Origin of the sequence: Luteibacter sp. RCC_6_2, assembly GCF_041360655.1 — a bacterium.
Classification (GTDB): Bacteria; Pseudomonadota; Gammaproteobacteria; order Xanthomonadales; family Rhodanobacteraceae; genus Luteibacter.
Window position 1 is genome coordinate 1 of record NZ_JBFUPQ010000006.1, and the last position, 20,479, is coordinate 20,479.

Below are 20,479 nucleotides of genomic sequence, written 5' to 3' on the forward strand. Positions count from 1 at the left end.
GACTTGTGGAACCGAGGAGCGCCGGGCGAAAAGGCCCGTCAGGGGGCCGGCCTGGACGGCCGGCCGTTTTCGCTGAGCCACGGAGGGCGAATCGAAAACCCCGCCCGGGGCGACGGGCGCGACGGGGCGCCAGCCATCAGACACGGCCGCGCAGCGGCATCCTTTCCCGAGCGACGGTGCAACCGGAGCGACGAGGGTGGCGGCCGACGGCTCTGCCCCACACTCCAACGCGAGGGCGACGCCGAGCCGTGCAGAAGAAACCGGTCCGCTGCCGCGGGATCGCCGCTGAAGCGGCTCCCACCAGGGGCGGCTCCCACCGGAATGCGTGACCTGAATTTTTCCGCTTGCACCGCTCCGCCGACACCTGTACAAATGTACGCATGTCGATACCTACCCTTACCGAGCGCCAGCAAAAGACCCTCGCCTTCCTGCAGGAATACCTGCAGGCGCAAGGCCTGCCGCCAACGCTGCGGGAGATCGCCGATGCGCTCGGCTTCTCCAGCCATAGCTCCGCCCAGGCCTGTGTGGAATCCCTCGTGCGCAAGGGCGTGCTGGAGCGCTCGCCGCAACATCGCGGGCTGCGCCTTCCGGCCGGCAACGCCGCGCTGATGCGCATGGCCGCGGCGAACGACCTGCCGCTGGTCGGCCGTGTCGCCGCCGGTTCGCCGATCCTCGCCGAGGAAAACATCGAGGCGCAAGTGGAAGTCGACCCCGCGCTGTTCCGGCCGCGCGCCGATTACCTCCTGCGCGTCGTCGGCATGAGCATGCGCGATGTCGGCATCCTCGACGGCGACCTGCTGGCCGTGCACAAGACGGCCACCGCCAGCGACGGCCAGATCGTCGTGGCCCGCCTCGACGACGAAGTCACTGTGAAGCGGTTGAAGCACGAACGCGACCGCCTCCTGTTATTGCCCGAAAACCCCGACTTCGCGCCGATCGAAGTCGACCCTCGCCGCCACGCGTTCGCCATCGAAGGGCGTTACGTCGGCATCATCCGCAGGACCTGACCATGAACGCCATCGCCACTCCGACCCTCGCCCAGGTGCTCGACCATCCCGGTATCTGGCGCCGTTCCGCCGATCGCCAGCCGCGCGTGCGCGCCCTCTCCACGGGCTGGACCTCGCTGGATGCCAAGCTCCCGGGTGGAGGCTGGCCGCAAGGTGCGCTCAGCGAGATCTTGTTCGAACACGATGGCCTCGGGGAACTGGACCTGGTGATGCCCGCGCTGGCGGCGCTCACCCAGGAACACCGCCGCGTGATCTTCGTCGCGCCGCCCTATCTGCCCTACGCACCCGCCCTCGCCGCCGCGGGCGTGGACCTGCGTTTCCTGCACGAGATCCAGGCCGGCAGCACCGAAGCCGCCTGGAGCATGGAACAGTGCCTGCGTTCGGGTTGCTGCGGTGCCGTGGTCGGCTGGTTGCCGGATATCGATTACCGCAGCCTGCGGCGCTTGCAACTGGCGGCCGAAAGCGGCGACGCCTGCGCCATGATTTTCCGACCCGCCGCCCATGCCGCGCAGAACAGCCCGGCGGCGCTGCGGCTCAAGGTCAGCAACAGCGACGAGGCCACCTATGTGGACGTCCTCAAGTCGCGTGGCCTGCTGACCACCACCGCTCCACTGCTGCGCATGCGGGCCTGATGGTTTCCCTCATGACGCCGCGTTTTCCACGCCGTCATGACGGACGCGCCGTCGTCGCCTTTCCTACGCAGTCATGCTTTGGGCCTGTCTCCGCTTTCCCGGCCTGGCGTTCTCCGCCGCCTTCGCCGCGACACCGGAGGCAGGCCCCTCTGCCTTGCTCGACCATCGGGCCCGCCAACGCCTGATCGCCGCGGCCAACGCCGAAGCCAGCGCCTTCGGTGTACGCCGTGGCCAGAGTCTCGCCGCCGCCCGCGCCTTGTGTCCCTCCCTGGAAGTACGTCCGCGCGATCCCGACGCGGAAGGCCGCCTGCTCGCCGAACTGGCTGCCTGGTGCTACCAGTTCAGTGGTCACGTAAGCCTGGTGCCCCCGCACGCGATCCTGATGGAAGTCGGCGCCAGCCTGCGCCTGTTCGATGGCTGGCCCGTGCTCGCCGAACGCTTGCGCAGCGGACTCGCCGCGCAAGGACACGCGCATACCCTGGCGGCGACGCCGTTCGCCGCCGCTTCCTGGGTGTTCGCCGCTCATGCCGACGGCATGGTGCTGCCGGAGCGCGAAGGCGTGCGACGCATGCTGGGCGCCTTGCCGTTGAACCAGAGCGGGCTGCCCGTCGCCACGGTGACATCGCTGCATGCCATGGGCTTTCGCCGCCTGGAGGAGGTTTTCCACCTGCCACGCCCGGAACTCACCCGGCGTATCGGGCGCGAAGGCGTGAACTGGCTCGATCGCATCCACGGGGAAGCCGCCGACGCCCTGCCCGCCTGGCAGCCACCGGCGAACTTCCGCCAGAAGATCGAGTTCGACGGCGAACTGGATGGCAGCCAGCCATTGCTGTTTCCCCTGCGTCGACTCACCCGCACGCTGGCGAACCTGCTGGCCGCCCGCGACGGGGGCGTACAGCGTTTCACCCTGACCCTCGACCATGCACGCGGCGAATCCACCCGCGTCGTGGTCGCCATGGCCGCGCCGCAACGCGATGCCGAGCGACTGTTCGAACTGGCCCGTACGCGGCTGGAGCGCACCACGTTGCCCGCCCCGGCGCGAGCGATCGAACTCGATGCCGAGGAATTGCCGGTGTTCCGGCCACCGCTGCGCGACCTGTTCGAGCCGATCCGCGGCGACGGCCTCGACTGGCCCACGCTCGACGAACGCCTGCGCGCGCGCCTGGGCAACGCGGCGCTGCGCCAGATCGCGCTGGTGGCCGACCATCGCCCCGAACGTGCCTCGCGCTACGGCACGCCCGGCGCCACGATCTCGTTGCCGCGCCGGCGCCGGCCGCTCTGGCTGCTGCCGCGTCCGATGCCGATGCGCCCCGATCCGGCGGCCGTCCTCGCCGGCCCCGAGCGCATCGAAAGCGGCTGGTGGGATGGCGACGACGCGCGGCGCGATTACTACATCGTGCGCACCGTGCACGGACAGCAAGCCTGGGCCTACCTGCCCCCCGGCACCCTCGACGGCTGGATGCTGCACGGCTGGTTCGCCTGACCCCTTCTTCGCCATGAAGATCGACACTTCCCACCTGACGCCCGCCAACGACGAGGACACCGCCGTCCCCGCCTATGCCGAATTGCACGCGCTCAGCGATTTCAGTTTCCAGCGTGGCGCATCCAGTGCGCGCGAGTTGTTCGAGCGAGCGAAAGGCATCGGCTATACGGCGCTCGCCATCACCGACGAGTGCTCGCTTTCCGGCATCGTGCGCGGCCTGGAAGCGTCGCTGGACACCGGCGTCCCCCTCATCGTCGGCAGCGAATTCCGCCTCACCGACGGCACCGTGATCGTCCTGCTGGTGGAGAACCAGGCCGGCTACGCCGAACTGTGCCGGATCATCACGCTCGGCCGCCGCCGTGCGGCGAAGGGACACTACGAGTTGAACCGCGGCGATTTCGAATCCCTCGGGCCGGGCCTCGGCGTGCTCTGGGCACCCGGCCCCCTCGCCGCCAACGGCACGGCCACGCATGAAGATCGCGCGGCCTGGGTGTCGGCCCATTTCCATGGCCGTGCCTGGCTCGCCGTGGAGCTGCACCGCGGCCAGCACGACGAAGCCGAACTGGCGATCCTGCGCGAGATGGGCGAACGCCACGGCTTGCCCTGTGTCGCCGCGGGGGACGTCCACATGCACCGTCGCCGCCGACGCGCGTTGCAGGACGTCATGACCGCCATCAGGCTCAACAAACCCGTATCCGAAGCCGGACACGACCTGTTCCCCAACGGCGAGCGCCACCTGCGCCGGCGCGAAACGATCGCCCGCATCTATCCGCGCGACATCATCGATGAAACCCTCGTCGTCGCCGCGCGTTGCACCGGCTTCGACTTGCGAAAGATCAACTATGTCTACCCCCGCGAACTGGTTCCGGAAGGCCTCGATCCACCCGCCTACCTGCGCCAACTCGCCTATGAAGGTGCCGCCACGCGCTGGCCCGAGGGTGTCGCGCCCTCGATCGTCGAGCGCATCGAGAGGGAACTCGAACTCATCGCCCGCATGAAATACGAGGCCTTCTTCCTCACCGTGCAGGACATCGTCCGTTTCGCGCGCTCGAAGGACATCCTCTGCCAGGGCCGTGGCTCGGCGGCCAATTCGGTGGTCTGCTTCTGCCTGGGCATCACCGAGGTGAACCCTTCGCAGATATCCACCCTGTTCGAACGCTTCATCTCGATCGAGCGCGATGAACCGCCCGACATCGATGTGGATTTCGAACACGAGCGGCGCGAGGAAGTCCTGCAGTACGTGTTCAACAAGTACGGCCGCGACCGCGCCGCACTCGCCGCCACGGTCATCAGCTACCGGCACAAGAGCGCCGCGCGTGACGTGGGCCGGGCGCTGGGGCTTTCCGAAGACCAGCTCGACCAGTTGAGCCGGGCCTATTCGCATGCGCATGGCGAGGTATCCATCGCCCAGCGCCTGAGCGAACGAGGCTTCGACATCACCAGCCGCACCATCCGCCAGCTCATGGTGCTGGTGGAAGCACTCGTCGGCATGCCCCGCCACCTGTCGCAACACGTGGGTGGCTTCGTCATCTCCGATACGCCGCTGCACCACCTCGTGCCGGTGGAGAACGCCGCGATGGACGACCGCACGATCATCCAGTGGGACAAGGACGACCTGGAAACCATGAAGCTGCTCAAGGTCGACTGCCTCGCCCTGGGCATGCTCACCTGCATGCGCAAGGCCATCGACCTGTTACGCGAGCACGAAGGCATCGACTATCGCCGCATCGCCGACATCCCCATGGATGATGACGAAACCTACGCGATGATCCAGGAAGCGGACACGGTGGGCGTATTCCAGATCGAATCGCGCGCGCAGATGTCGATGCTGCCGCGCCTGCGACCGAGGGAATACTACGACCTGGTGATCCAGGTCGCGATCGTCCGGCCGGGCCCTATCCAGGGCGGCATGGTCCATCCCTTCCTGCAACGACGAAAGCTGCCCGAGGAGGACATCGTCTACGAGCCGGGCGTGCGCCCCGTGCTCGAACGCACGCTCGGCGTACCGATCTTCCAGGAACAGGTGATGGCGCTCCTGCAAGTGGTGGCCGATTTCTCGGCCGGCGAATCGGACCAGTTGCGCCGTTCCATGGCGGCGTGGAAGCGCCGCGGCGGCCTGGAAAAATTCGAGCCGAAGATTCGCCGCAACATGGCGAAGAACAACTACTCCCCCGAGTTCACCCAGCAGATCATCGACCAGATCAAGGGTTTCGGCAGCTACGGCTTTCCCGAATCGCATGCGGCCGGTTTCGCCCTGATCGCCTACGCCTCCTCGTACCTGAAGTGCCACCACCCGGAAATCTTCACCTGCGCGCTGCTCAACAGCCAGCCGATGGGTTTCTATGCGCCCGCGCAACTCGTCGCCGACGCGCGCCGGCATGGCGTGGAAGTACGGCCACCCGATGTCACCGCCAGTGACTGGGACTGCACGCTCGAACCCATGGAAAGGAAACCGCGCGAGTTCGCCTTGCGGCTCGGCCTGCGCCTGATCAACGGGTTGTCCGCCGGACTCGGCACGCGCATCGCGGCCGCGCGCGCGGAAGCGCCCCTGCGCGACCTGGCCGATCTTTCCCGCCGCGCCGGCCTGACCCGCTTCGAACGCGAACGTCTCGCCGATGCCGGTGCGCTGCGCCTGCTCAGCGGCCATCGCCACCGCGCGCGCTGGGAGAGTTCCGGCATCGAACGCAGCCTGCCCTTGATCGACGCCGTGGCAGAGGCACGTCCCGCGCTGCGCCCACCCACGCTCGCGGAGAACGTTTTCGCCGACTACGCCACGCATGGCCTGTCACTCGCCGCGCATCCCCTGGGCCTCATTCGCAAGAACTTGCTGGCGCGGCGGGCACGCCGGGCCAGCGATCTCGCGCGGCAACGCAATGGCACCTGGCTGCGCCACGCAGGCCTGGTGACCGTGCGCCAGCGGCCGCAGACCGCCAGCGGGATCACCTTCGTCACGCTCGAGGACGAAACCGGCCAGGTCAACGTGATCGTAAGGCCGAAGGTCGCCGAGGCTTGCCGCCAGGCCTTGCTCGATGCCGTATTGCTCGCCGTGGACGGGCAATGGCAATCGATCGAGGGCGTGCACCATCTCGTGGCGAGCCGGCTGCACGATTTCAGCGATCTGCTGCCGGCCATGGCCTCCGTGTCGCGTGACTTCCACTAGGTGATCCAACGCTCACGTGGCACGACCCTTGCCGTCACTTAACCGTGGCTAATTTTCTCCTGAACGGTTCCCTGCGAATTGCTGCTTTGCAAGAGCAACATTCATCGAAAAAGGAATAGCGTCAGCAAACCCCGCAAGGTCCGGTCTTACGGTCTTACCGGGAGCGATGCTTTCGCGCCATGCATCGCGATGTTCCCCAGGCGCCACAAGTTCCAGGAGATTTCGTCATGCGCAACACGAAACTGATCCTCGCCATGCTGGCTGGTTGTATGACCGTGAGCGGCGCAGCCCTCGCGCAAAGCGCCACGCAGACACCCTCCCCCACGCCTGCGTCGACCGCCGCCACCCCGACTCAGACGACCCACGACTCGATGAAGAAGACCGGCGACTCCATGAGCCAGGATTCGATGAGCCACGACTCGATGAAATCCGGCGCCAGCGATTCCATGAAGTCGACCCACAAGAAACACAAGAAGAGCAGCACCGGCACGACCGAACCGGCGAAGTCCTCCACGTCGGGCATGTGATCCACAGCGCATGAACGAAAAAACCCGGCGCCGCGAGGCGCCGGGTTTTTTCGTGCCGGGCGAAAGCCCCGGCTCAATCGATCTCGGGGAGCACGCTGATCTCGTTGTCGCCGATCGTCACGACCTGGCCGGCGCGGACCTTGTAGGTCTTGCGCAGTTCGACCGCGCCATCGACCGTGACCAGGCCATCGGCGACCATGTGCTTGCCTTCGCCACCACTGGCGGCGATGCCCGTCAGTTTCAGCAGGAGGTTGAGCTCGACGTAATCGCCTTCGAGGCGGAATTCATGGAACGGCATGGGGAGGCGGCTATGCGGCGGGAAGGCCGCCATTAGAGCGCAATTCGGCCGCCGATGTTGAGCAACATGAATTCGTCCGTCCCCATCCCCGCCTCCGCGAGCGCTTCGCCCAGCAGGCGCGGCGGCTCGTCCAATGGGTCGTCGGCCAGTTCGAACGCGCCCCAGTGGATCGCGATCGAACGCTTGCATCCGATTTCCCGATGCAGGCGCAGCGCCTCCGCCGGATCGACATGCTGGCCACGCATGAACCAGCGTGGCGCATAGGCGCCGATGGGAATGGCCGCAAGATCGATCGGGCCGGCACGGCGCCCGATCTCGGCGAGCTTGTCGGAATAGCCGGTATCGCCCGCGAACCAGAAGCGGAAGCCGTCCTGCGCCATGACCCAGCCGCCCCAGAGCGAGCGATTGCGATCCCAAAGCGTGCGTGCGCTCCAATGCCGGGCCGGTACGAAGGTGAACGTCGCGCCGCGTACCTCCGTGCTCGCCCACCAGTCCAGTTCGCGCACGTTGCCGATGCGCCGGCGGTCGAACCAGGCCTTCAGGCCCAGCGGCACGAGGAACACCGCCTGCGGAAACCGACGCGAGAGTGCGCGCACCGTGGCCGCATCGAGATGGTCGTAATGGTTGTGCGAAATCAGCACGACGTCCACGGCGGGCAGCCCTGCGACATCCACGGGCACCGTCGTCCGCCGGGACGGACCCGCGAACGACACGGGAGACGCGCGGTGGCCGAGCACCGGATCGGTGAGCACGGTCAGCCCGTGGTGACGGACGAGCACGCTCGCATGCCCCAGCCACCAGGCGGCATCGTCGGTACCCGCCAGATCCGCGCGTTGCCACCAGCGGCGGGCGAACGCCTCGTACCCTTCGGTGGGCGGGAGCGGCACGCCCTGTTCCTTGCGCTCCTTGCGCCAGCGTTGCAGCCCGCCCGGCTCACGAAGGTCCGGTTCCAGGTTGCGGAACCCTTCCGGCGCATGGTGCGCCTTGGAACGGTCGTAGTACGGGTTGATCCAGGCCATGCGCAACCTTGAGGGAGAGGCGGGTCGCAGCAGACCTGCGGCCCGTCCCCCGGCACTTCAAGGCTCAGTCGACTTCCACCCGGCGTACCTGGGCCAGCCAGTCTTCCAGGTTGTAGTAGTTGCTGACCCGGGTGATGCGGCCGTTGGCCACCTCGAAGAACGCTCCGCCCGGCAGCACGTAGGTCTGGCCCTGGGCCAGCGGCAGCCCCTCGTCCGTCGCCTTGTAGACGCCATGGACGACGTATTCCGCGGCGGCGCGCGAGCCGTTCTCGTTGGCCATCAGCACGATGTTCTTCAACTGCTCGCTGTAGCTCATGTTCATGCGCTGCAGGAAAGCGGCGAAGCGATCGCGGCCGGTCTCGCGTCCACCCTGGTTGATGTCGTGCACGACATGTTCGTCCATCAGGGCCAGCATCGTGGCCCAGTCGCCACGGTTGAAGGCGTCGTAATAGCGGCGGATCAGATCGATCGTTTCGTTCATCGAGGGGCTCAGTAGAGGATGACGGAGCGGATGGCCTTGCCCTCGTGCATGAGGTCGAAGGCGCGATTGATGTCTTCCAAGCCCATCGTATACGTGATCATCGGGTCGATCTTGATCTCGCCACCCATGTAGCGGTCCACGAAGCCGGGCAACTGGCTGCGGCCCTTCACTCCACCGAAGGCCGAGCCACGCCAGACGCGCCCGGTCACCAGCTGGAAGGGACGCGTGCGGATCTCCTGGCCCGCGCCGGCGACGCCGATGATGATCGATTCGCCCCAGCCCTTGTGGCAGCACTCCAGGGCGGCACGCATCACGTCGACGTTGCCGATGCACTCGAACGAATAGTCGACGCCGCCCTCGGTGAGGTCGACGATCACCTGCTGGATCGGCGTGCCCGGGTAGTCGCGCGGATTGATGAAGTCCGTGGCGCCGAGCATCTTCGCCATCTCGAACTTCGACGGGTTCGTGTCCACGACCACGATCCGGCTGGCCTTGGCCATCACCGCGCCCTGCACGACGGACAGGCCGATGCCGCCCATGCCGAACACGGCCACGGTGGAACCCGGCTCCACCTTCGCGGTGTTGAGCACCGCGCCGATACCCGTGGTGATGCCACAGCCGAGCAGACAGACCTTTTCCAGCGGGGCGTCCTTGTTGATCTTCGCCAGGGAGATTTCCGGCAACACGGTGTATTCGCTGAAGGTACTGGTACCCATGTAGTGCAGCAGCGGCTTGCCACCGAGCGAAAAGCGCGAGGTGCCGTCGGGCATCACGCCCTTGCCCTGGGTCACGCGGATCTTCTGGCAGAGGTTGGTCTTGCCCGAGCGGCAGAACTTGCACTCGCCACACTCCGGCGTATAGAGCGGGATGACGTGGTCGCCCGGCTTGAGCGAGGTCACGCCTTCGCCTACCTCCTCGACGATGCCGCCGCCCTCATGGCCCAGGATCACCGGGAACGCACCTTCCGGATCGTCGCCTGAAAGTGTGTACGCGTCCGTATGGCACACGCCGGTGGCGACGATGCGCACCAGCACCTCACCCGCCTTCGGGCCCTGGACGTCGATTTCCTCGATGGACAAGGGCTTTCCTGCTTCCCAGGCAACCGCGGCGCGAGATTTCATGATGGGCCTTCCTCTTACGATGACTGAACCGGCTTGCGACGCCGGGTGGACCGTGGATTCTAGCCACCCCGCAGCCGATCCCGAAGCGGCATGGGGGAACCGTTCAGCCCCACGGGTAGCGACAGGCGGCCCCTTGAGTTAAACTAGGGTTAACGGATACGACCGGAACGGCGAACGAAAGGGCACGGTAAGGATTCCGATAGGCATGACTTATGGCCTCCATCGGAAATTTCTTTGAACCTTTTCCTTACACCGGATGTCCAACGTTTTAATGCTTGGAAGGCCTTGTAAAGCCGCAAGCCGCCCATAGAAAGGGCTCGTAGGAAACTCGTTAGTTCAGAAATTCGAACCGCTGGGTGCGTGACGAAAGACTAACGAACCGATTGTTCACCAAACGAAACGGACCAATCGCCCGGCGCCTCTTCTTGGGATCGCCCCGGCAGCGTAAGGTCCACGCCACGCCAGAGGCCGGCGGCGTTGGCGCCAGAGGATTGAAACATCCGGTCCTTAACGACTGGGAGACAACACCATGAACGAACTACGCAACGAATACGGCATCACGACCTTCGAATTCTCCGCTGGCTACCGCGCCGCGGACGCCCATGGCGGTCTCGACCTCTTCGGTGGCGAGATGGACGGTTACGACTGGCTGGGCGAAGTGGCCAGCCGCCTGAGCGGCGATTCGGTCTGACGCGATTCTTCCCGACCGGGCCACGATCCGTGCTGCAAATATAAAGAAGGCCCGCCTCGCGGCGGGCCTTCGGCTGTCAGGACGCCTTGCGCGCCCTCGTTCTAGCGGCCTTCTTGGCCGCCGACTTCCTTCCCGCGGCACCCTTCGTATGTGCCGCCTTCTTGGCCGCCGCCGACCGGCTGGACGAGGTGCGCTTCGCCGCGCTCTTGCGGCCCTGGGCCGATAACGCCCGCTTCGACGCGGCGGAATGCCCTTCCCGCTTCAACGCCTTGGTGGTCGCCCGGGAGCGCGTGGCCGATTTCTTCGCCGTCGCCTTTTTCGCCGTGGACTTACGGGCCGATGTGCCCGACGCGCGCTTGCGCGCCGTGGATTTCTTCGCCGCCGTGCCCGTGGACCGTTTCCGGGTGGCCGCACGCGAATCCTGAGCCGCCTTCTTCTTCGTGGCCTTGCTCGCCGTCTTCGACGGCTTGTTCTTCACGCCGGCCCGCCGTGCCTTGGACAAGCCGATGGCGATCGCCTGCTTGGCCGACCGGGCACCATGCTTGCCTTCGCGCACGTGCTCGATTTCCTCGTGCACGAATTCCCCGGCCTGGGTCGAGGGCGACTTCCCTTCGCGCTTGTCCTTCCGTGCCTTCTCAAGGGTCTTTTTCTCAGGCATGACTTGGTCTCCTCCGGGGAGTGTGGGTCAGGGAATGCGAATCGCCAGCGCCTCGGGCGTGTCCAACGGCGGCGTACCGTCGCTCTCGGGATCGTCTGGATGGGGAGGGCGTTCCTGCGGCCGGTCCTTCGACGGGTCGCTGCCTGGCGTTTCGGGGCGGGGATGCTTCGGTTGCTCTTCCGGAAGGACCGGCGAGCGGCCGGGTGTCTCGGGAATATAAGGACTCTGCATCGAGTGGAAAGCCGTCGGTGTCGTCGACAGCCGAGACTGCGCGGCTACGCGTGATGCATTTGTATGTCCCGCGTCACGCGAGTCCCGACACCTGGGCGACCAGCCATGCGTTCGCGGCGGAGATCACGATGAAGAGGAACCACGCCATGCAGGACACCAGGCGCGTGTTGACGAAGCCGCCCATCAGGGCGCGGTCGTCGGTGAGGCGGATCAGCGGATACATGGCGAAGGGCAGCTGGATGCTCAGCACGACCTGGCTCGCGACCAGCAAGGCACCGATGGCGCGGTCGCCCATGGTCACCACGCCGATGAAAGCGGGGACGATCGCCAGCCCCCGTGTGACGAGCCGGCGCTGCCAGCAGGGGATCTTCAGCTGAAGGAAGCCATCCATGATCACCTGCCCCGCGATGGTGCCGGTGAAGGTGGAACTCTGTCCCGACGCGAACAGGCCGATGGCGAATGCCACGGCGGCAACGGTGGTTCCCGCGATGGGAGCGAGCAGCTGGTAGGCATCGCCGATGTCGGCGACGTCGGTGCGCCCGCTGGCATGGAACGCGGTCGCCGACACGATCAGGATCGCCGCGTTGATGAGCAGGGCCAGGCTCAACGAGCAGATGGTGTCCACGCGGGTCAGGCGGATCGCCGCACGCTTGCCCTCCTCGCCTGAAACCGCCCGCGTCTGCACGATCGACGAATGCAGGTAGAGGTTGTGCGGCATGATCGTCGCGCCGAGGATGCCGATCGCCAGGTAGAGCGGCTCCTGCGCCGACACCGCATGCAAGGACGGCACGAATCCCGCCGCGACCTCGGTCCAGTTCGGCCCGAGCAGGAACAGTTGCACCACGAAGCAGATACCGATGGTGCCGACGAGCCCGAGGATGATCGATTCGATCCGGCGGAAACCCCTGCCCTGCAAGCCGAGGACGATGAAGGTGTCCAGCGCCGTCAAGGCGACGCCGACGGGCAACGAGACCCCGAACAGCAGCTTGAACGCCAGGGCGCTCCCGAGCACTTCGGCGAGGTCGCAGGAAATGATCGATATCTCCGCGAATACCCACTGGATGCGCCCGATGGCCTTCGGGTAGCGTTCGCTCGAGAGCCGGGCGAGATCCTTCTGGGTGGCGATGCCCAGCCGCGCGGCCAGGCACTGCAGCACGATCGCGGCGAGGCTGGAAAGCAGCACGACGAACAGCAGGCGGTAGCCGAACCGCGAGCCCGCCTCGATGTCGGTGGCCCAGTTGCCCGGGTCCATGTACCCGACGGAAACCAGCAGCCCGGGGCCGGCGAAGCGCGCGGCTTTTTTCCACCAGGGCAGATCGAAGGGAACGACGATGGACCCGGCGACTTCCGACGGGCAGAACGGCGCGGTGGCCGTCTTGGGCAAGGGAAACATGGGCGGCATCGTAACGGGATTCGCGGATGAAAACCGCCGCACGCCGGCTTCACGCGGCGCTAATCACGAAACGGCGTAAACCGGTGCCGCTGCGGACGACGCAGTGCAAGCGAGGAAACCGACGTGGACAAGAACCGTACCGAGGGCATGAAACACGAGGTCAAGGGTTCCATGAAGGAAACCGCCGGCAAGATCACTGGTAACCACGCGAAGGAAGCCGCGGGCAATATCGAAAAGAATGCCGGCAAGATCCAGCGGGAAGCCGGCAAGGCCACCGACCGCGCCCGCGACAACGACCGCCGCCATTGATCCTGCCCCCCCCGCGGGGGGGCCGCCGGCCCCCGCGCCACGCCTCATGCCGGCTCGACGAGGGCTTCCTTGTTCGCGCGCGGGTGGAAGCGCGAGCGTAGCCAGCGGTTGGCCGGCTCCGAAAAGCCCCGGGCGACAAGCCAGCCCAGTGCCCACGACCCCAGCACCGCCGGCACGTACCAGATCCAGCCGTCCACCGTGTCGGTACCCGTGGCGCGCGCGCATCCCACCAGCGAAAACACGACGAACATGTGGGTGAGATAGATTTCGTAGCTCGCCCTTCCCATGGCGCGGAGCCAGCCGAAGCCCGGCCATGCCCGGCCCCCTTCCGGCGACGCGAGTACGAGGCAGACCGATGCGCCGATCAGCACGAGCATATAGCCGTCGTGGATCGCCTTCCACAGCCAGCCGCCGGAAAACATGACCAGGGCGAGGCCCGCGAGGCCGGCCACCGCGAGCGATGCGCGTCCCCTCCGGCTCATGAAGGAGGCAACGGGCTTCGCACCCACCACCAATGCGGCGAGGACACCGGCAGCGATCGCTCCCATGCCCGGCAAATAGGCTTTTTCCTGCCAGATCTCGTTGTCCACGATCGCGGCGCGGGTGAACGGCACCGATAACACCAGCAACACGAGGACCGGCACCAGCCAGCGGGTGCGGCCCAGCGACAGGCAGACCAACGGGAACGCGAGGTAGAACACTTCTTCGATGGATAACGACCAGAGCACGTCCCAGCCGCCCGGCAGCCACCCGGTACGTCCTTCGTAGATATTGAGCGTGAAGGTCAGCGCCGAAAGAGTGGCGCCCAGCGGCGACTGCCCCGGGCGGTCGATGGTGTAGTTCGGCACCTGTAGCGCGTGGCAAGCCAGCAGGATCGCGAGAATGCCCAGCAGGCAAGGCGCGATGCGCGCGACGCGGCGCACGTAGAAGGCCCGCCAGTCGATCTCGCGCAATGCGCCGTCGCGTTCCAGCGCGTGCCGTGTGATGAGGAAGCCGGAAATGACGAAGAAAATGAAGACGGCTTCGTAACCGTTGTGGATCAGGCCCTTCAGGAACGGAACCGGCAACCAGTTCGCCGCGTCCGTCTTGTGCAAGGGAAGGCGAAGGCCGAGGTGGTGTATCACCACCAGCAGGATGCTGGCGCCCCGTAGCGTGTCGATGCCGGGGCTGCGCGGTAGGCTCGCTGACGACATGGGGACTTCCGTGGCTGGTCGCGGGAGCATAAGCGAAGCAGCCCCCGCGGCGCACGCGTCATCAAGACATCGTCTTCGCGCGCCTTGCATTATTCCTTGACGGCCATCGCCATGAAGGACTTCCCATGCCCCGGCTTCGCCCGAGATGAACCGGCACGCCGATCCTTTCGCGTTCCTCCCGGTCGACTCGCCGACGGCCGCGGAAATCCGTGCCTTCGACTGGAGCGGCACGCCGCTGGGTTCCGTGGACCGTTGGCCGAACGCCCTGCGATCGATGCTCGCCACGATGTTCGACACGCCACAACCGATGTTCGTCTCCGCCGAACCCGGCAAGATGTTCTTCTTCAACGATCCCTACCGCCCGATGCTCGGCGGGCGCCTGGCCGGTGCGATCGGCCGCTCGTTCGAGACGTTGTGGGAGGACGTCTGGGACGATGTGTCCCCGCATGTGGAACGGGCATTGGCCGGTGAAGGGTCGATGCACCGCGACCTGCCCTTGCGCATGACCCGGCACGGCTACGACGAGGAAACATGGTGGACCTTCTCTTACGCGCCGCTGCGCGACGAGAACGGCGGCGTCATCGGCATGTACGCCGTCACCAACGAAACCACGCGTGGCGTTCGCTCCGCCCTCGCCCTGCGCGAACTGAACGCATCGCTGGAACGGGAAATCGACGAGCGCACCCGCGAGCGCGACCAGATCTGGGGCATCTCGCGCGACCTCTACGTGGTCATGGGCCGCGACGGCCATTACCGCAACGTCAATCCCGCATGGCGCATCGAACTGGGCTACGAGGTCAGCGACCTGGTCGGCCTGGGCTTCGAGGAACTCGTCCATCCGGACGACCTGGAACGGTCGCGCGACGCCGTCTCGCAGCTGTTCGATGGAGAGGTGGTGGAGGACCTGGAGGTACGCGTACGCGCCCACGATGGCGAGTACCGCTGGTTCGCCTGGACCTGCGTGCCCGACGGCGACGTGGTCTACGGCATGGGCCGCGACATCCAGCGCCGGCGCGACATGGAAGACCAGTTGCGTCACGCACAGAAGCTGGAAGCGCTCGGCCGCCTCACGGGTGGCATCGCGCACGACTTCAACAACATCCTCGGCGGCATAGGCGGCGCCATCGAGGTGCTCACCGAACGGCTGGAGAGCGGCCGCATCGACGGAGCGCGGCGCCTGCTCGACGCCGCGGGTGGCGCGGTGAAGCGGGCCGCGGGGCTCACCCACCGGCTGCTCGCCTACTCGCGCCAACAAGCCCTGTCCTTGTCCGACGTGGATGCCAACGCCATCGTGCGCGGCCTGGACCTGCTGTTGCGCCCGCTGCTGGGTGAGCAAGTGGCACTGGACCTGCGCATGGAACCGGGCCTCTGGCGCACGCTGTCCGACGCCAGCCAACTCGAAAGCGCCATCCTCAACCTCGCCATCAATGCACGCGATGCGATGCCCGGTGGCGGCACCCTGAGGATCGCGACACGCAACGTCGAGCGAGCGGACATCGGCCAGGGCCTCGCCGATTACGTCGTCATCGCCGTGTCCGACACCGGTACCGGCATGTCGAGGTCCGTGGTCGAAAAAGCCTTCGATCCGTTCTTCACCACCAAGGCGATCGGCCAGGGCACCGGCCTGGGCCTGTCGATGGTGGACGGGTTCGCACGGCAGACCGGAGGTCGCGCGATCATCGAGTCGCAACCGGGCCGGGGTAGCACCGTCAGCCTGTGGCTGCCCCGCCATGTCGGAGACGCGACCGCCTCGCACACCCATATCGAACGTGGCGCGCGTCGCGGCGACGGCAGGCGCGTGCTGCTGGTGGAGGACGAACACATGTTGCGCGCCCTGTCGCGCGAGGTGCTCGAAGAAGCGGGCTATTCGGTCGGCGAATGCGGTGAAGGCGACGAGGCGCTGCGCCAACTGCGCGCGGGCGATCCCGTGGATATCCTGGTGACCGATGTCGGCCTGCCCGGCATGGACGGCAGGCAGCTGGCGGCATCGGCGCGCGAACTGCTGCCGGACCTGCCCGTCCTGTTCATCACCGGCTATGCGTGGGAGGCTTTCGCCGACACGCCGCAGCTACCCGAGCATACGGCCATCCTCGGCAAGCCGTTTTCCCTTCACGCGCTGGCCGAGGCCGTGGCCGACCTGCTCGATGGCGCGCGCCCCTGACGGAGCGGCGTGCTATCAGGCTGGTTCGGTTTCGGCCGCCACCGGACGCGACACGTCGTGAATCGCCGCGGCGCGCTGCATGGCCATCAGGAAATCCGTGCCGTAGCGCATCACGAAGGGCGCCACGGTACCGGGTACGAAGCCATCCGGCAGGGCCGCTACAGCGGTGCCGGCATCTTCGGTGATCGGATTGAAACGTGTGAATCGACTTGCCATGGCCTTGACGGCCCCCTGTTGACATTCCCCCAAGATGCGTAACTAAAGCAAAAATCCGGCCACGTCAATGGGGCACAGGCGCCCCGGGAGTGCATGCGGCATAAGCGCGCATCCGTCTGACGTCGAAGGGAACCGGCCCGCCGCGATCCTAGAATGGCCTTGCACGCACCAGGCAGAGAGCGAGGTCCCGTCATGTACCAGGCTTGCGCACGGACAGCCGTGCATTGCAGCGCTTCCTGCCGTCACGCCGGCGCATGCGAAGCGACCCGCGGCGGCGACGACAAGCTGCTGGAGATGCGCGGCGTGGTGGAACGGGTCGGGCCCTTCTTCGAAGGCGATCGCCTCGTCCAGCCGGAAGCGCCGCACCGCGCGGCGTTCGCCGTGCTGTCAGGCCTGGCCATGAGCGTCGGTGGCGGCCGCGTGCTTGCCTTCCACCTGCCCGGTGAGTTGTTCGCCCTCGACGTCGCGCGCAGTCAAAACCATGGTGCATCCGTGGTGGCTGTCGGCAAGACATGGTTCTGTCGCTTTCCCCGCGCCGCGACAGACGCGCTATGCGAAGACAACGAGGACATCGCCCGGCACCTGCGCACGTTGCGCAGGCGCGAGCGCGGAAAGACGCCCCATGCCGCGGAGGGTTCCGCCATCGAGCGCGTGCGCGTTTTCCTCGCCGACCTGCTCGAACGCCGGCGGCGCACCGAAGGGCCTTCGCCTTTCGTGCCCTTGCCGATGTCCCGCGACGACATCGGCTCCTACCTGGGCATGAGCCCGGCGACCGTGACGCGGATGCTGGCGAAACTGCGTGCCGAAGGCGTGCTCGCCATCCGCGTCGACGGCGTCGACGTGCTCGACGAAGCGTCCCTGCTTCGCTGACGCGACCTCATAGCTTCACCCGCACCCCCAGCGTGAAGAACCGGCCGATCACGCCGTTCTGCGCGTAGGTCGGGTTGTAGTTGAGCGCCGCGTAGTTCAGCGGATCAAACGGCGCCTTCTTGTCGAACACGTTCATGACCGAGCCGGTGATCGCCACCTTGTCGCTGATGTCGTAGCGGCCGGTGAGGTCGAAGTCCGTGAACGACGACATGCGGCAGTTGGCCGGGACGTTGGCTCCCGTGTCCGTGTTGGTCGAGAAACAGCCGGTGGTGATGTCCGGCGCGGTCAGCTTGATACCGCTCGTGTAGTACAGCGTGCCGGTGATGGTGGCCTTGCCGAACTGGATGCTGTTCGCCCAGGAACCCCGGTAGCGCGGCGTGCCGGCACCCGACGACAGGCCGTATGGGCCATGCGTGCCCACGAACTGCAACTTGCTTCCATCCTCGAGGGTCAGCTGCCAGCTGATGATCTTCGTCAGGTTCAGCTCGCTCGTGAAGCGCACGTTCTCGCTGAAGTCGTGCCCGGCCTTGAGGTTCAGGTCCAGGCCCTTGGTCTCCAGCGCGTTCTGGTTGACGTACGGCGCGGCGACCACGAGCGGGCGCGGCAAGGCATCCGGTGCGGCGGGATCGGGCACGTCCTGCACGATCGCCGACTCCGGCGGCAACGGCAGCCCCGCGTAGTACGCATCCAGCACCGCACTCGCACTCTGCTGGGCGATCACGCCGGTCTTCTTGATCCGGTAGTAGTCCAGCGACGCGCTCAGGTCCGGCGTGGGCTGGTACAGGATGCCGAAGGTCCAGCTCTTCGAGCGCTCCGGCTTGATGTTCGGATTGGCGCGCGTGAGGAACCCGAGGCCATAAGGCTGCACGTAACCGCTGTTGCCGTGCGCCGCCTGGAATTCCTCCGGCGGCGTGTAGGTGGCGAACCCTTCCGCTTCGCTCGAACCATTCTCGGCGAAACTCGGTGCGCGGAATCCCTTGGAGAACGTGCCGCGGAACGCCAGTTCCTCGATCGGTTTCCACTTGATGCCGATCTTGGGCGAAAAGTTGTTGCCGAAGTCGGAATAGTGGTCGTAGCGGCCCGACACGTCGACCTCCAGCGATTCCAGGAACGGCGCATCCAGTTCCACGTAGACGCCCGAGACGGTGCGGTCGCCTTTCACGTGGGCGATGCCGAGGCCTTGCGCGGCCAGGTTCGGGTTGAGGTCCGGATCGTCCTGTTCCTCGTGACGCACGTCGACGCCCGCGGCGAGGCCCAGCGAACCGCCGGCCAGGTCCATCAACGGACGCGTCACGCGGAAATCGAACGACTGCAGGTCGCTGGTCGAGGTCTTCTTCAGCGCTGGGGCGAGCGCGCCGAGGAACTCGCGCGAATTCGCACTGGGATCGATGAAATTGTACGTACCGTTGGTCACCGCGGCGATCAACCGGTCGTAGTCGAGGAAGCCCGACAGGCGCGTGTCCAGCGACGAGTGGTTGAAGACCAGGGCGGTGTCGTAACCCCACTCACCCCACGATCCGGTGAGGCCGCCGACGATGCGCAGGTTGTGGTTGTCGTTCTCGCCACTCGCCAGCGCGCTCTGGAAGCCGTAGTTGATGAGCGCCGCCTTGCCATCGGCCGCGAACGGATTGTTCGGATTGAGCGAACCGTCGGGCAAGGTCGCCGGCAGCGCGATCGAATTCGTGTTGCGCGGCGTACCCGCCTGTATCTGTGCAGGCACGCCGGGGAAGGAGGTCTTCACCTCGTAATAGCTGGCGGCGAGATAGGCCTTGCTCGTGTCGGACAGCTTGATGGTGAAACGTCCGTACAGGCCACGCCGGTCCATCGTCGGCTGGATGGCGGTGTAGCGCGCGAAGTTCTGCGCGCAGTAGCTTCCGGGATTCGCCGGATCGTCGGTGACCAGGGTTCCCCGCGATCCGCAGGGAACCAGCGGTTGCGCCACCGCATCCGGGTCCGGAACGCCCGATGTCACGTCGCCCGGACGCGACAGCGTACCGGGCGTCACCGTGCCGTAGATCGAGCCGGAGTTCTGCGAGGGCTGCCCTCCGATGAGGTTGTTGCCGCCGCTGCGCCGGATATCGGCCGTGTTGTACGGATAACCACGCTGCCGGTTGAGTATCTCGTCGTCGTGCTGGTACTCGGCACTGAAGTACGCGTTCCAGCCGTCCTTGTTGAGATCGCCTCCACCGAACAGCACGGTGGCACGCTTGGTCGTGCCGCCGCCATGCTGCGACGTGCCGACATCGGCGGTGAACTCGGTGCCCTGGTAGCCGGGCCGAAGGATGATGTTGACCACGCCGGCGATGGCATCCGCGCCGTACAACGACGACGCGCCATCCTTCAGCACCTCGATGCGCTCGATGGCATTCGACGGGATGGTGTTGAGATCGACGAAGGAACGCTGGCCGTCGTCGGCCAAGGGGTAGTTCGCCGCGCGTCGGCCGTCGATCAGCACGAGGGTGGAGTTGACGGTCAGGCCACGCAGCGCCACGCCCGACGAGCCGGCGGCGAAGCCAGCGGTGAACGAGGCCGGTATCGAGCCACTATTGTCCGCCGAGACCGCGCGGACCACGTCGGACACCGTGGTGAGGCCGCTCTTCTGGATCTGCTCGGCCGTGATGGTCGTTACCGGCGAAGGCGTTTCCACGTCGATGCGCGGGAGCGCCGAGCCGGTGACCGTGATGGTCTGCAAGTCCGTCGTCTTCTGCTGATCCTGTCCATCCGGTGCCGGATTCTGCGGGGGAGTGGGTGGCGCCGGCACGGGCGCGTTCTGCGCCATGGTGAGGCTACTGGCGCAAACCAGCGCGGTGGCGATGGACAAAGCGAGACCGCGACGCCGAAGCGCCCTTTGGGATGTCGTTTTCATTGTGAGTCTCCGGAGCCTTAGGGGAGTGGGGCTGGGACTTGGCGGCTCCGGGAATGAGTTCGCAACGCGGCATTCACAGGGACGCAAGGAAAACTTACGCCGTGTAAACAAGGCGCACCATCGGCCATTCGGAATATGTTGCGATAGGCAAAAACGGCAAGCG

At 66.3% G+C, this 20,479-nt stretch carries 19 protein-coding genes; 9 read left to right on the forward strand and 10 right to left on the reverse strand.

Translation table 11 applies throughout. The features are described 5' to 3' along the window. The first annotated feature begins 380 nt into the window (after nucleotides 1-380). The 5 genes from lexA to AB6730_RS07750 all read left to right on the forward strand — a co-directional run bounded on the left by lexA (nucleotide 381) and on the right by AB6730_RS07750 (nucleotide 6,809). A complete protein-coding gene (gene lexA, locus AB6730_RS07730; protein WP_371023074.1) occupies nucleotides 381-1,007 on the forward strand; it encodes a transcriptional repressor LexA in 627 nt (208 codons plus the stop codon). Between the two features lie 2 nt (nucleotides 1,008-1,009). After that, nucleotides 1,010-1,639, forward strand: coding sequence for a translesion DNA synthesis-associated protein ImuA (gene imuA / locus AB6730_RS07735; RefSeq protein WP_306850665.1), 630 nt, complete (start codon nucleotides 1,010-1,012; stop codon nucleotides 1,637-1,639). 73 nt (nucleotides 1,640-1,712) lie between these two features. Then, entirely contained in the window at nucleotides 1,713-3,122 is a 1,410-nt protein-coding gene (locus AB6730_RS07740) for a DNA polymerase Y family protein (RefSeq protein ID WP_371023075.1), read from the forward strand. A gap of 13 nt (nucleotides 3,123-3,135) precedes the next feature. Then, a complete protein-coding gene (locus tag AB6730_RS07745) occupies nucleotides 3,136-6,282 on the forward strand; it encodes an error-prone DNA polymerase (protein WP_371023076.1) in 3,147 nt (1,048 codons plus the stop codon). A gap of 227 nt (nucleotides 6,283-6,509) precedes the next feature. Further along, nucleotides 6,510-6,809, forward strand: a complete 300-nt coding sequence (locus AB6730_RS07750; protein WP_371023077.1) for a hypothetical protein — start codon at nucleotides 6,510-6,512, stop codon at nucleotides 6,807-6,809. 73 nt (nucleotides 6,810-6,882) lie between these two features. On the opposite strand, the gene AB6730_RS07755 is transcribed toward AB6730_RS07750, so the two are convergent. From AB6730_RS07755 to AB6730_RS07770, 4 genes are all read right to left on the reverse strand, one after another. Continuing rightward, the gene (locus AB6730_RS07755) at nucleotides 6,883-7,107 is read right to left on the reverse strand and encodes an RNA-binding S4 domain-containing protein (protein WP_371023078.1); all 225 of its coding nucleotides are present in this window, start codon (nucleotides 7,105-7,107) and stop codon (nucleotides 6,883-6,885) included. A gap of 32 nt (nucleotides 7,108-7,139) precedes the next feature. Continuing rightward, the gene (locus AB6730_RS07760) at nucleotides 7,140-8,126 is read right to left on the reverse strand and encodes an MBL fold metallo-hydrolase (protein WP_371023079.1); all 987 of its coding nucleotides are present in this window, start codon (nucleotides 8,124-8,126) and stop codon (nucleotides 7,140-7,142) included. Between the two features lie 64 nt (nucleotides 8,127-8,190). Then, nucleotides 8,191-8,607, reverse strand: a complete 417-nt coding sequence (locus tag AB6730_RS07765) for a ketosteroid isomerase-related protein (protein WP_371023080.1) — start codon at nucleotides 8,605-8,607, stop codon at nucleotides 8,191-8,193. Nucleotides 8,608-8,615: 8 nt separating this feature from the next. After that, nucleotides 8,616-9,728: an S-(hydroxymethyl)glutathione dehydrogenase/class III alcohol dehydrogenase gene (locus AB6730_RS07770; RefSeq protein WP_371023081.1), complete on the reverse strand. Its 1,113-nt coding sequence runs from the start codon at nucleotides 9,726-9,728 to the stop codon at nucleotides 8,616-8,618. Between the two features lie 529 nt (nucleotides 9,729-10,257). On the opposite strand from AB6730_RS07770, the gene AB6730_RS07775 reads away from it, so the two are divergent. Continuing rightward, complete coding sequence (locus AB6730_RS07775) at nucleotides 10,258-10,419, forward strand: hypothetical protein (RefSeq protein ID WP_371023082.1); 162 nt, start codon at nucleotides 10,258-10,260, stop codon at nucleotides 10,417-10,419. A 76-nt stretch (nucleotides 10,420-10,495) separates the two neighbouring features. Here AB6730_RS07775 and AB6730_RS07780 read toward each other — a convergent pair whose 3' ends face one another. The 3 genes from AB6730_RS07780 to AB6730_RS07790 all read right to left on the reverse strand — a co-directional run bounded on the left by AB6730_RS07780 (nucleotide 10,496) and on the right by AB6730_RS07790 (nucleotide 12,701). After that, the gene (locus tag AB6730_RS07780) at nucleotides 10,496-11,077 is read right to left on the reverse strand and encodes a DNA-binding protein (RefSeq protein ID WP_371023083.1); all 582 of its coding nucleotides are present in this window, start codon (nucleotides 11,075-11,077) and stop codon (nucleotides 10,496-10,498) included. A gap of 27 nt (nucleotides 11,078-11,104) precedes the next feature. Continuing rightward, nucleotides 11,105-11,308 carry a hypothetical protein gene (locus AB6730_RS07785; protein WP_371023084.1) on the reverse strand — a complete coding sequence of 68 codons (204 nt, stop codon included), beginning with the start codon at nucleotides 11,306-11,308 and terminating at the stop codon, nucleotides 11,105-11,107. A 73-nt stretch (nucleotides 11,309-11,381) separates the two neighbouring features. After that, nucleotides 11,382-12,701, reverse strand: a complete 1,320-nt coding sequence (locus AB6730_RS07790) for an Nramp family divalent metal transporter (protein ID WP_371023085.1) — start codon at nucleotides 12,699-12,701, stop codon at nucleotides 11,382-11,384. Between the two features lie 123 nt (nucleotides 12,702-12,824). Here AB6730_RS07790 and AB6730_RS07795 point away from each other — a divergent pair, with 123 nt between their 5' ends. Further along, entirely contained in the window at nucleotides 12,825-13,010 is a 186-nt protein-coding gene (locus AB6730_RS07795) for a CsbD family protein (protein WP_371023086.1), read from the forward strand. Between the two features lie 44 nt (nucleotides 13,011-13,054). On the opposite strand, the gene AB6730_RS07800 is transcribed toward AB6730_RS07795, so the two are convergent. Next, nucleotides 13,055-14,203, reverse strand: coding sequence for an acyltransferase family protein (locus AB6730_RS07800; protein WP_371023087.1), 1,149 nt, complete (start codon nucleotides 14,201-14,203; stop codon nucleotides 13,055-13,057). A 145-nt stretch (nucleotides 14,204-14,348) separates the two neighbouring features. Between AB6730_RS07800 and AB6730_RS07805 the strand changes: the two genes are divergently transcribed. Continuing rightward, entirely contained in the window at nucleotides 14,349-16,364 is a 2,016-nt protein-coding gene (locus tag AB6730_RS07805) for an ATP-binding protein (protein ID WP_371023088.1), read from the forward strand. Between the two features lie 15 nt (nucleotides 16,365-16,379). Here AB6730_RS07805 and AB6730_RS07810 read toward each other — a convergent pair whose 3' ends face one another. Then, complete coding sequence (locus AB6730_RS07810; protein WP_371023089.1) at nucleotides 16,380-16,580, reverse strand: hypothetical protein; 201 nt, start codon at nucleotides 16,578-16,580, stop codon at nucleotides 16,380-16,382. 219 nt (nucleotides 16,581-16,799) lie between these two features. Here AB6730_RS07810 and AB6730_RS07815 point away from each other — a divergent pair, with 219 nt between their 5' ends. After that, nucleotides 16,800-17,450 (forward strand): Crp/Fnr family transcriptional regulator, encoded by a 651-nt coding sequence (locus AB6730_RS07815; RefSeq protein ID WP_371023090.1) that lies wholly within the window; start codon nucleotides 16,800-16,802, stop codon nucleotides 17,448-17,450. 7 nt (nucleotides 17,451-17,457) lie between these two features. On the opposite strand, the gene AB6730_RS07820 is transcribed toward AB6730_RS07815, so the two are convergent. Then, nucleotides 17,458-20,316, reverse strand: coding sequence for a TonB-dependent receptor plug domain-containing protein (locus AB6730_RS07820; RefSeq protein ID WP_371023091.1), 2,859 nt, complete (start codon nucleotides 20,314-20,316; stop codon nucleotides 17,458-17,460). Nucleotides 20,317-20,479: the final 163 nt, after the last annotated feature.

What these genes read in the sequence shown, in the direction of transcription:
- AB6730_RS07760 (WP_371023079.1), bottom strand. Translation starts at nt 8,126, where the DNA reads ATGGCCTGGATCAACCCGTACTACGACCGTTCCAAGGCGCACCATGCG.
- imuA (WP_306850665.1), top strand. Translation starts at nt 1,010, where the DNA reads ATGAACGCCATCGCCACTCCGACCCTCGCCCAGGTGCTCGACCATCCC.
- AB6730_RS07750 (WP_371023077.1), top strand. Translation starts at nt 6,510, where the DNA reads ATGCGCAACACGAAACTGATCCTCGCCATGCTGGCTGGTTGTATGACC.
- AB6730_RS07740 (WP_371023075.1), top strand. Translation starts at nt 1,713, where the DNA reads ATGCTTTGGGCCTGTCTCCGCTTTCCCGGCCTGGCGTTCTCCGCCGCC.
- AB6730_RS07810 (WP_371023089.1), bottom strand. Translation starts at nt 16,580, where the DNA reads ATGGCAAGTCGATTCACACGTTTCAATCCGATCACCGAAGATGCCGGC.
- AB6730_RS07785 (WP_371023084.1), bottom strand. Translation starts at nt 11,308, where the DNA reads ATGCAGAGTCCTTATATTCCCGAGACACCCGGCCGCTCGCCGGTCCTT.
- AB6730_RS07765 (WP_371023080.1), bottom strand. Translation starts at nt 8,607, where the DNA reads ATGAACGAAACGATCGATCTGATCCGCCGCTATTACGACGCCTTCAAC.
- AB6730_RS07820 (WP_371023091.1), bottom strand. Translation starts at nt 20,316, where the DNA reads ATGAAAACGACATCCCAAAGGGCGCTTCGGCGTCGCGGTCTCGCTTTG.
- AB6730_RS07805 (WP_371023088.1), top strand. Translation starts at nt 14,349, where the DNA reads ATGAACCGGCACGCCGATCCTTTCGCGTTCCTCCCGGTCGACTCGCCG.
- AB6730_RS07770 (WP_371023081.1), bottom strand. Translation starts at nt 9,728, where the DNA reads ATGAAATCTCGCGCCGCGGTTGCCTGGGAAGCAGGAAAGCCCTTGTCC.
- AB6730_RS07775 (WP_371023082.1), top strand. Translation starts at nt 10,258, where the DNA reads ATGAACGAACTACGCAACGAATACGGCATCACGACCTTCGAATTCTCC.
- AB6730_RS07780 (WP_371023083.1), bottom strand. Translation starts at nt 11,077, where the DNA reads ATGCCTGAGAAAAAGACCCTTGAGAAGGCACGGAAGGACAAGCGCGAA.
- AB6730_RS07790 (WP_371023085.1), bottom strand. Translation starts at nt 12,701, where the DNA reads ATGTTTCCCTTGCCCAAGACGGCCACCGCGCCGTTCTGCCCGTCGGAA.
- lexA (WP_371023074.1), top strand. Translation starts at nt 381, where the DNA reads ATGTCGATACCTACCCTTACCGAGCGCCAGCAAAAGACCCTCGCCTTC.
- AB6730_RS07745 (WP_371023076.1), top strand. Translation starts at nt 3,136, where the DNA reads ATGAAGATCGACACTTCCCACCTGACGCCCGCCAACGACGAGGACACC.
- AB6730_RS07800 (WP_371023087.1), bottom strand. Translation starts at nt 14,203, where the DNA reads ATGTCGTCAGCGAGCCTACCGCGCAGCCCCGGCATCGACACGCTACGG.
- AB6730_RS07755 (WP_371023078.1), bottom strand. Translation starts at nt 7,107, where the DNA reads ATGCCGTTCCATGAATTCCGCCTCGAAGGCGATTACGTCGAGCTCAAC.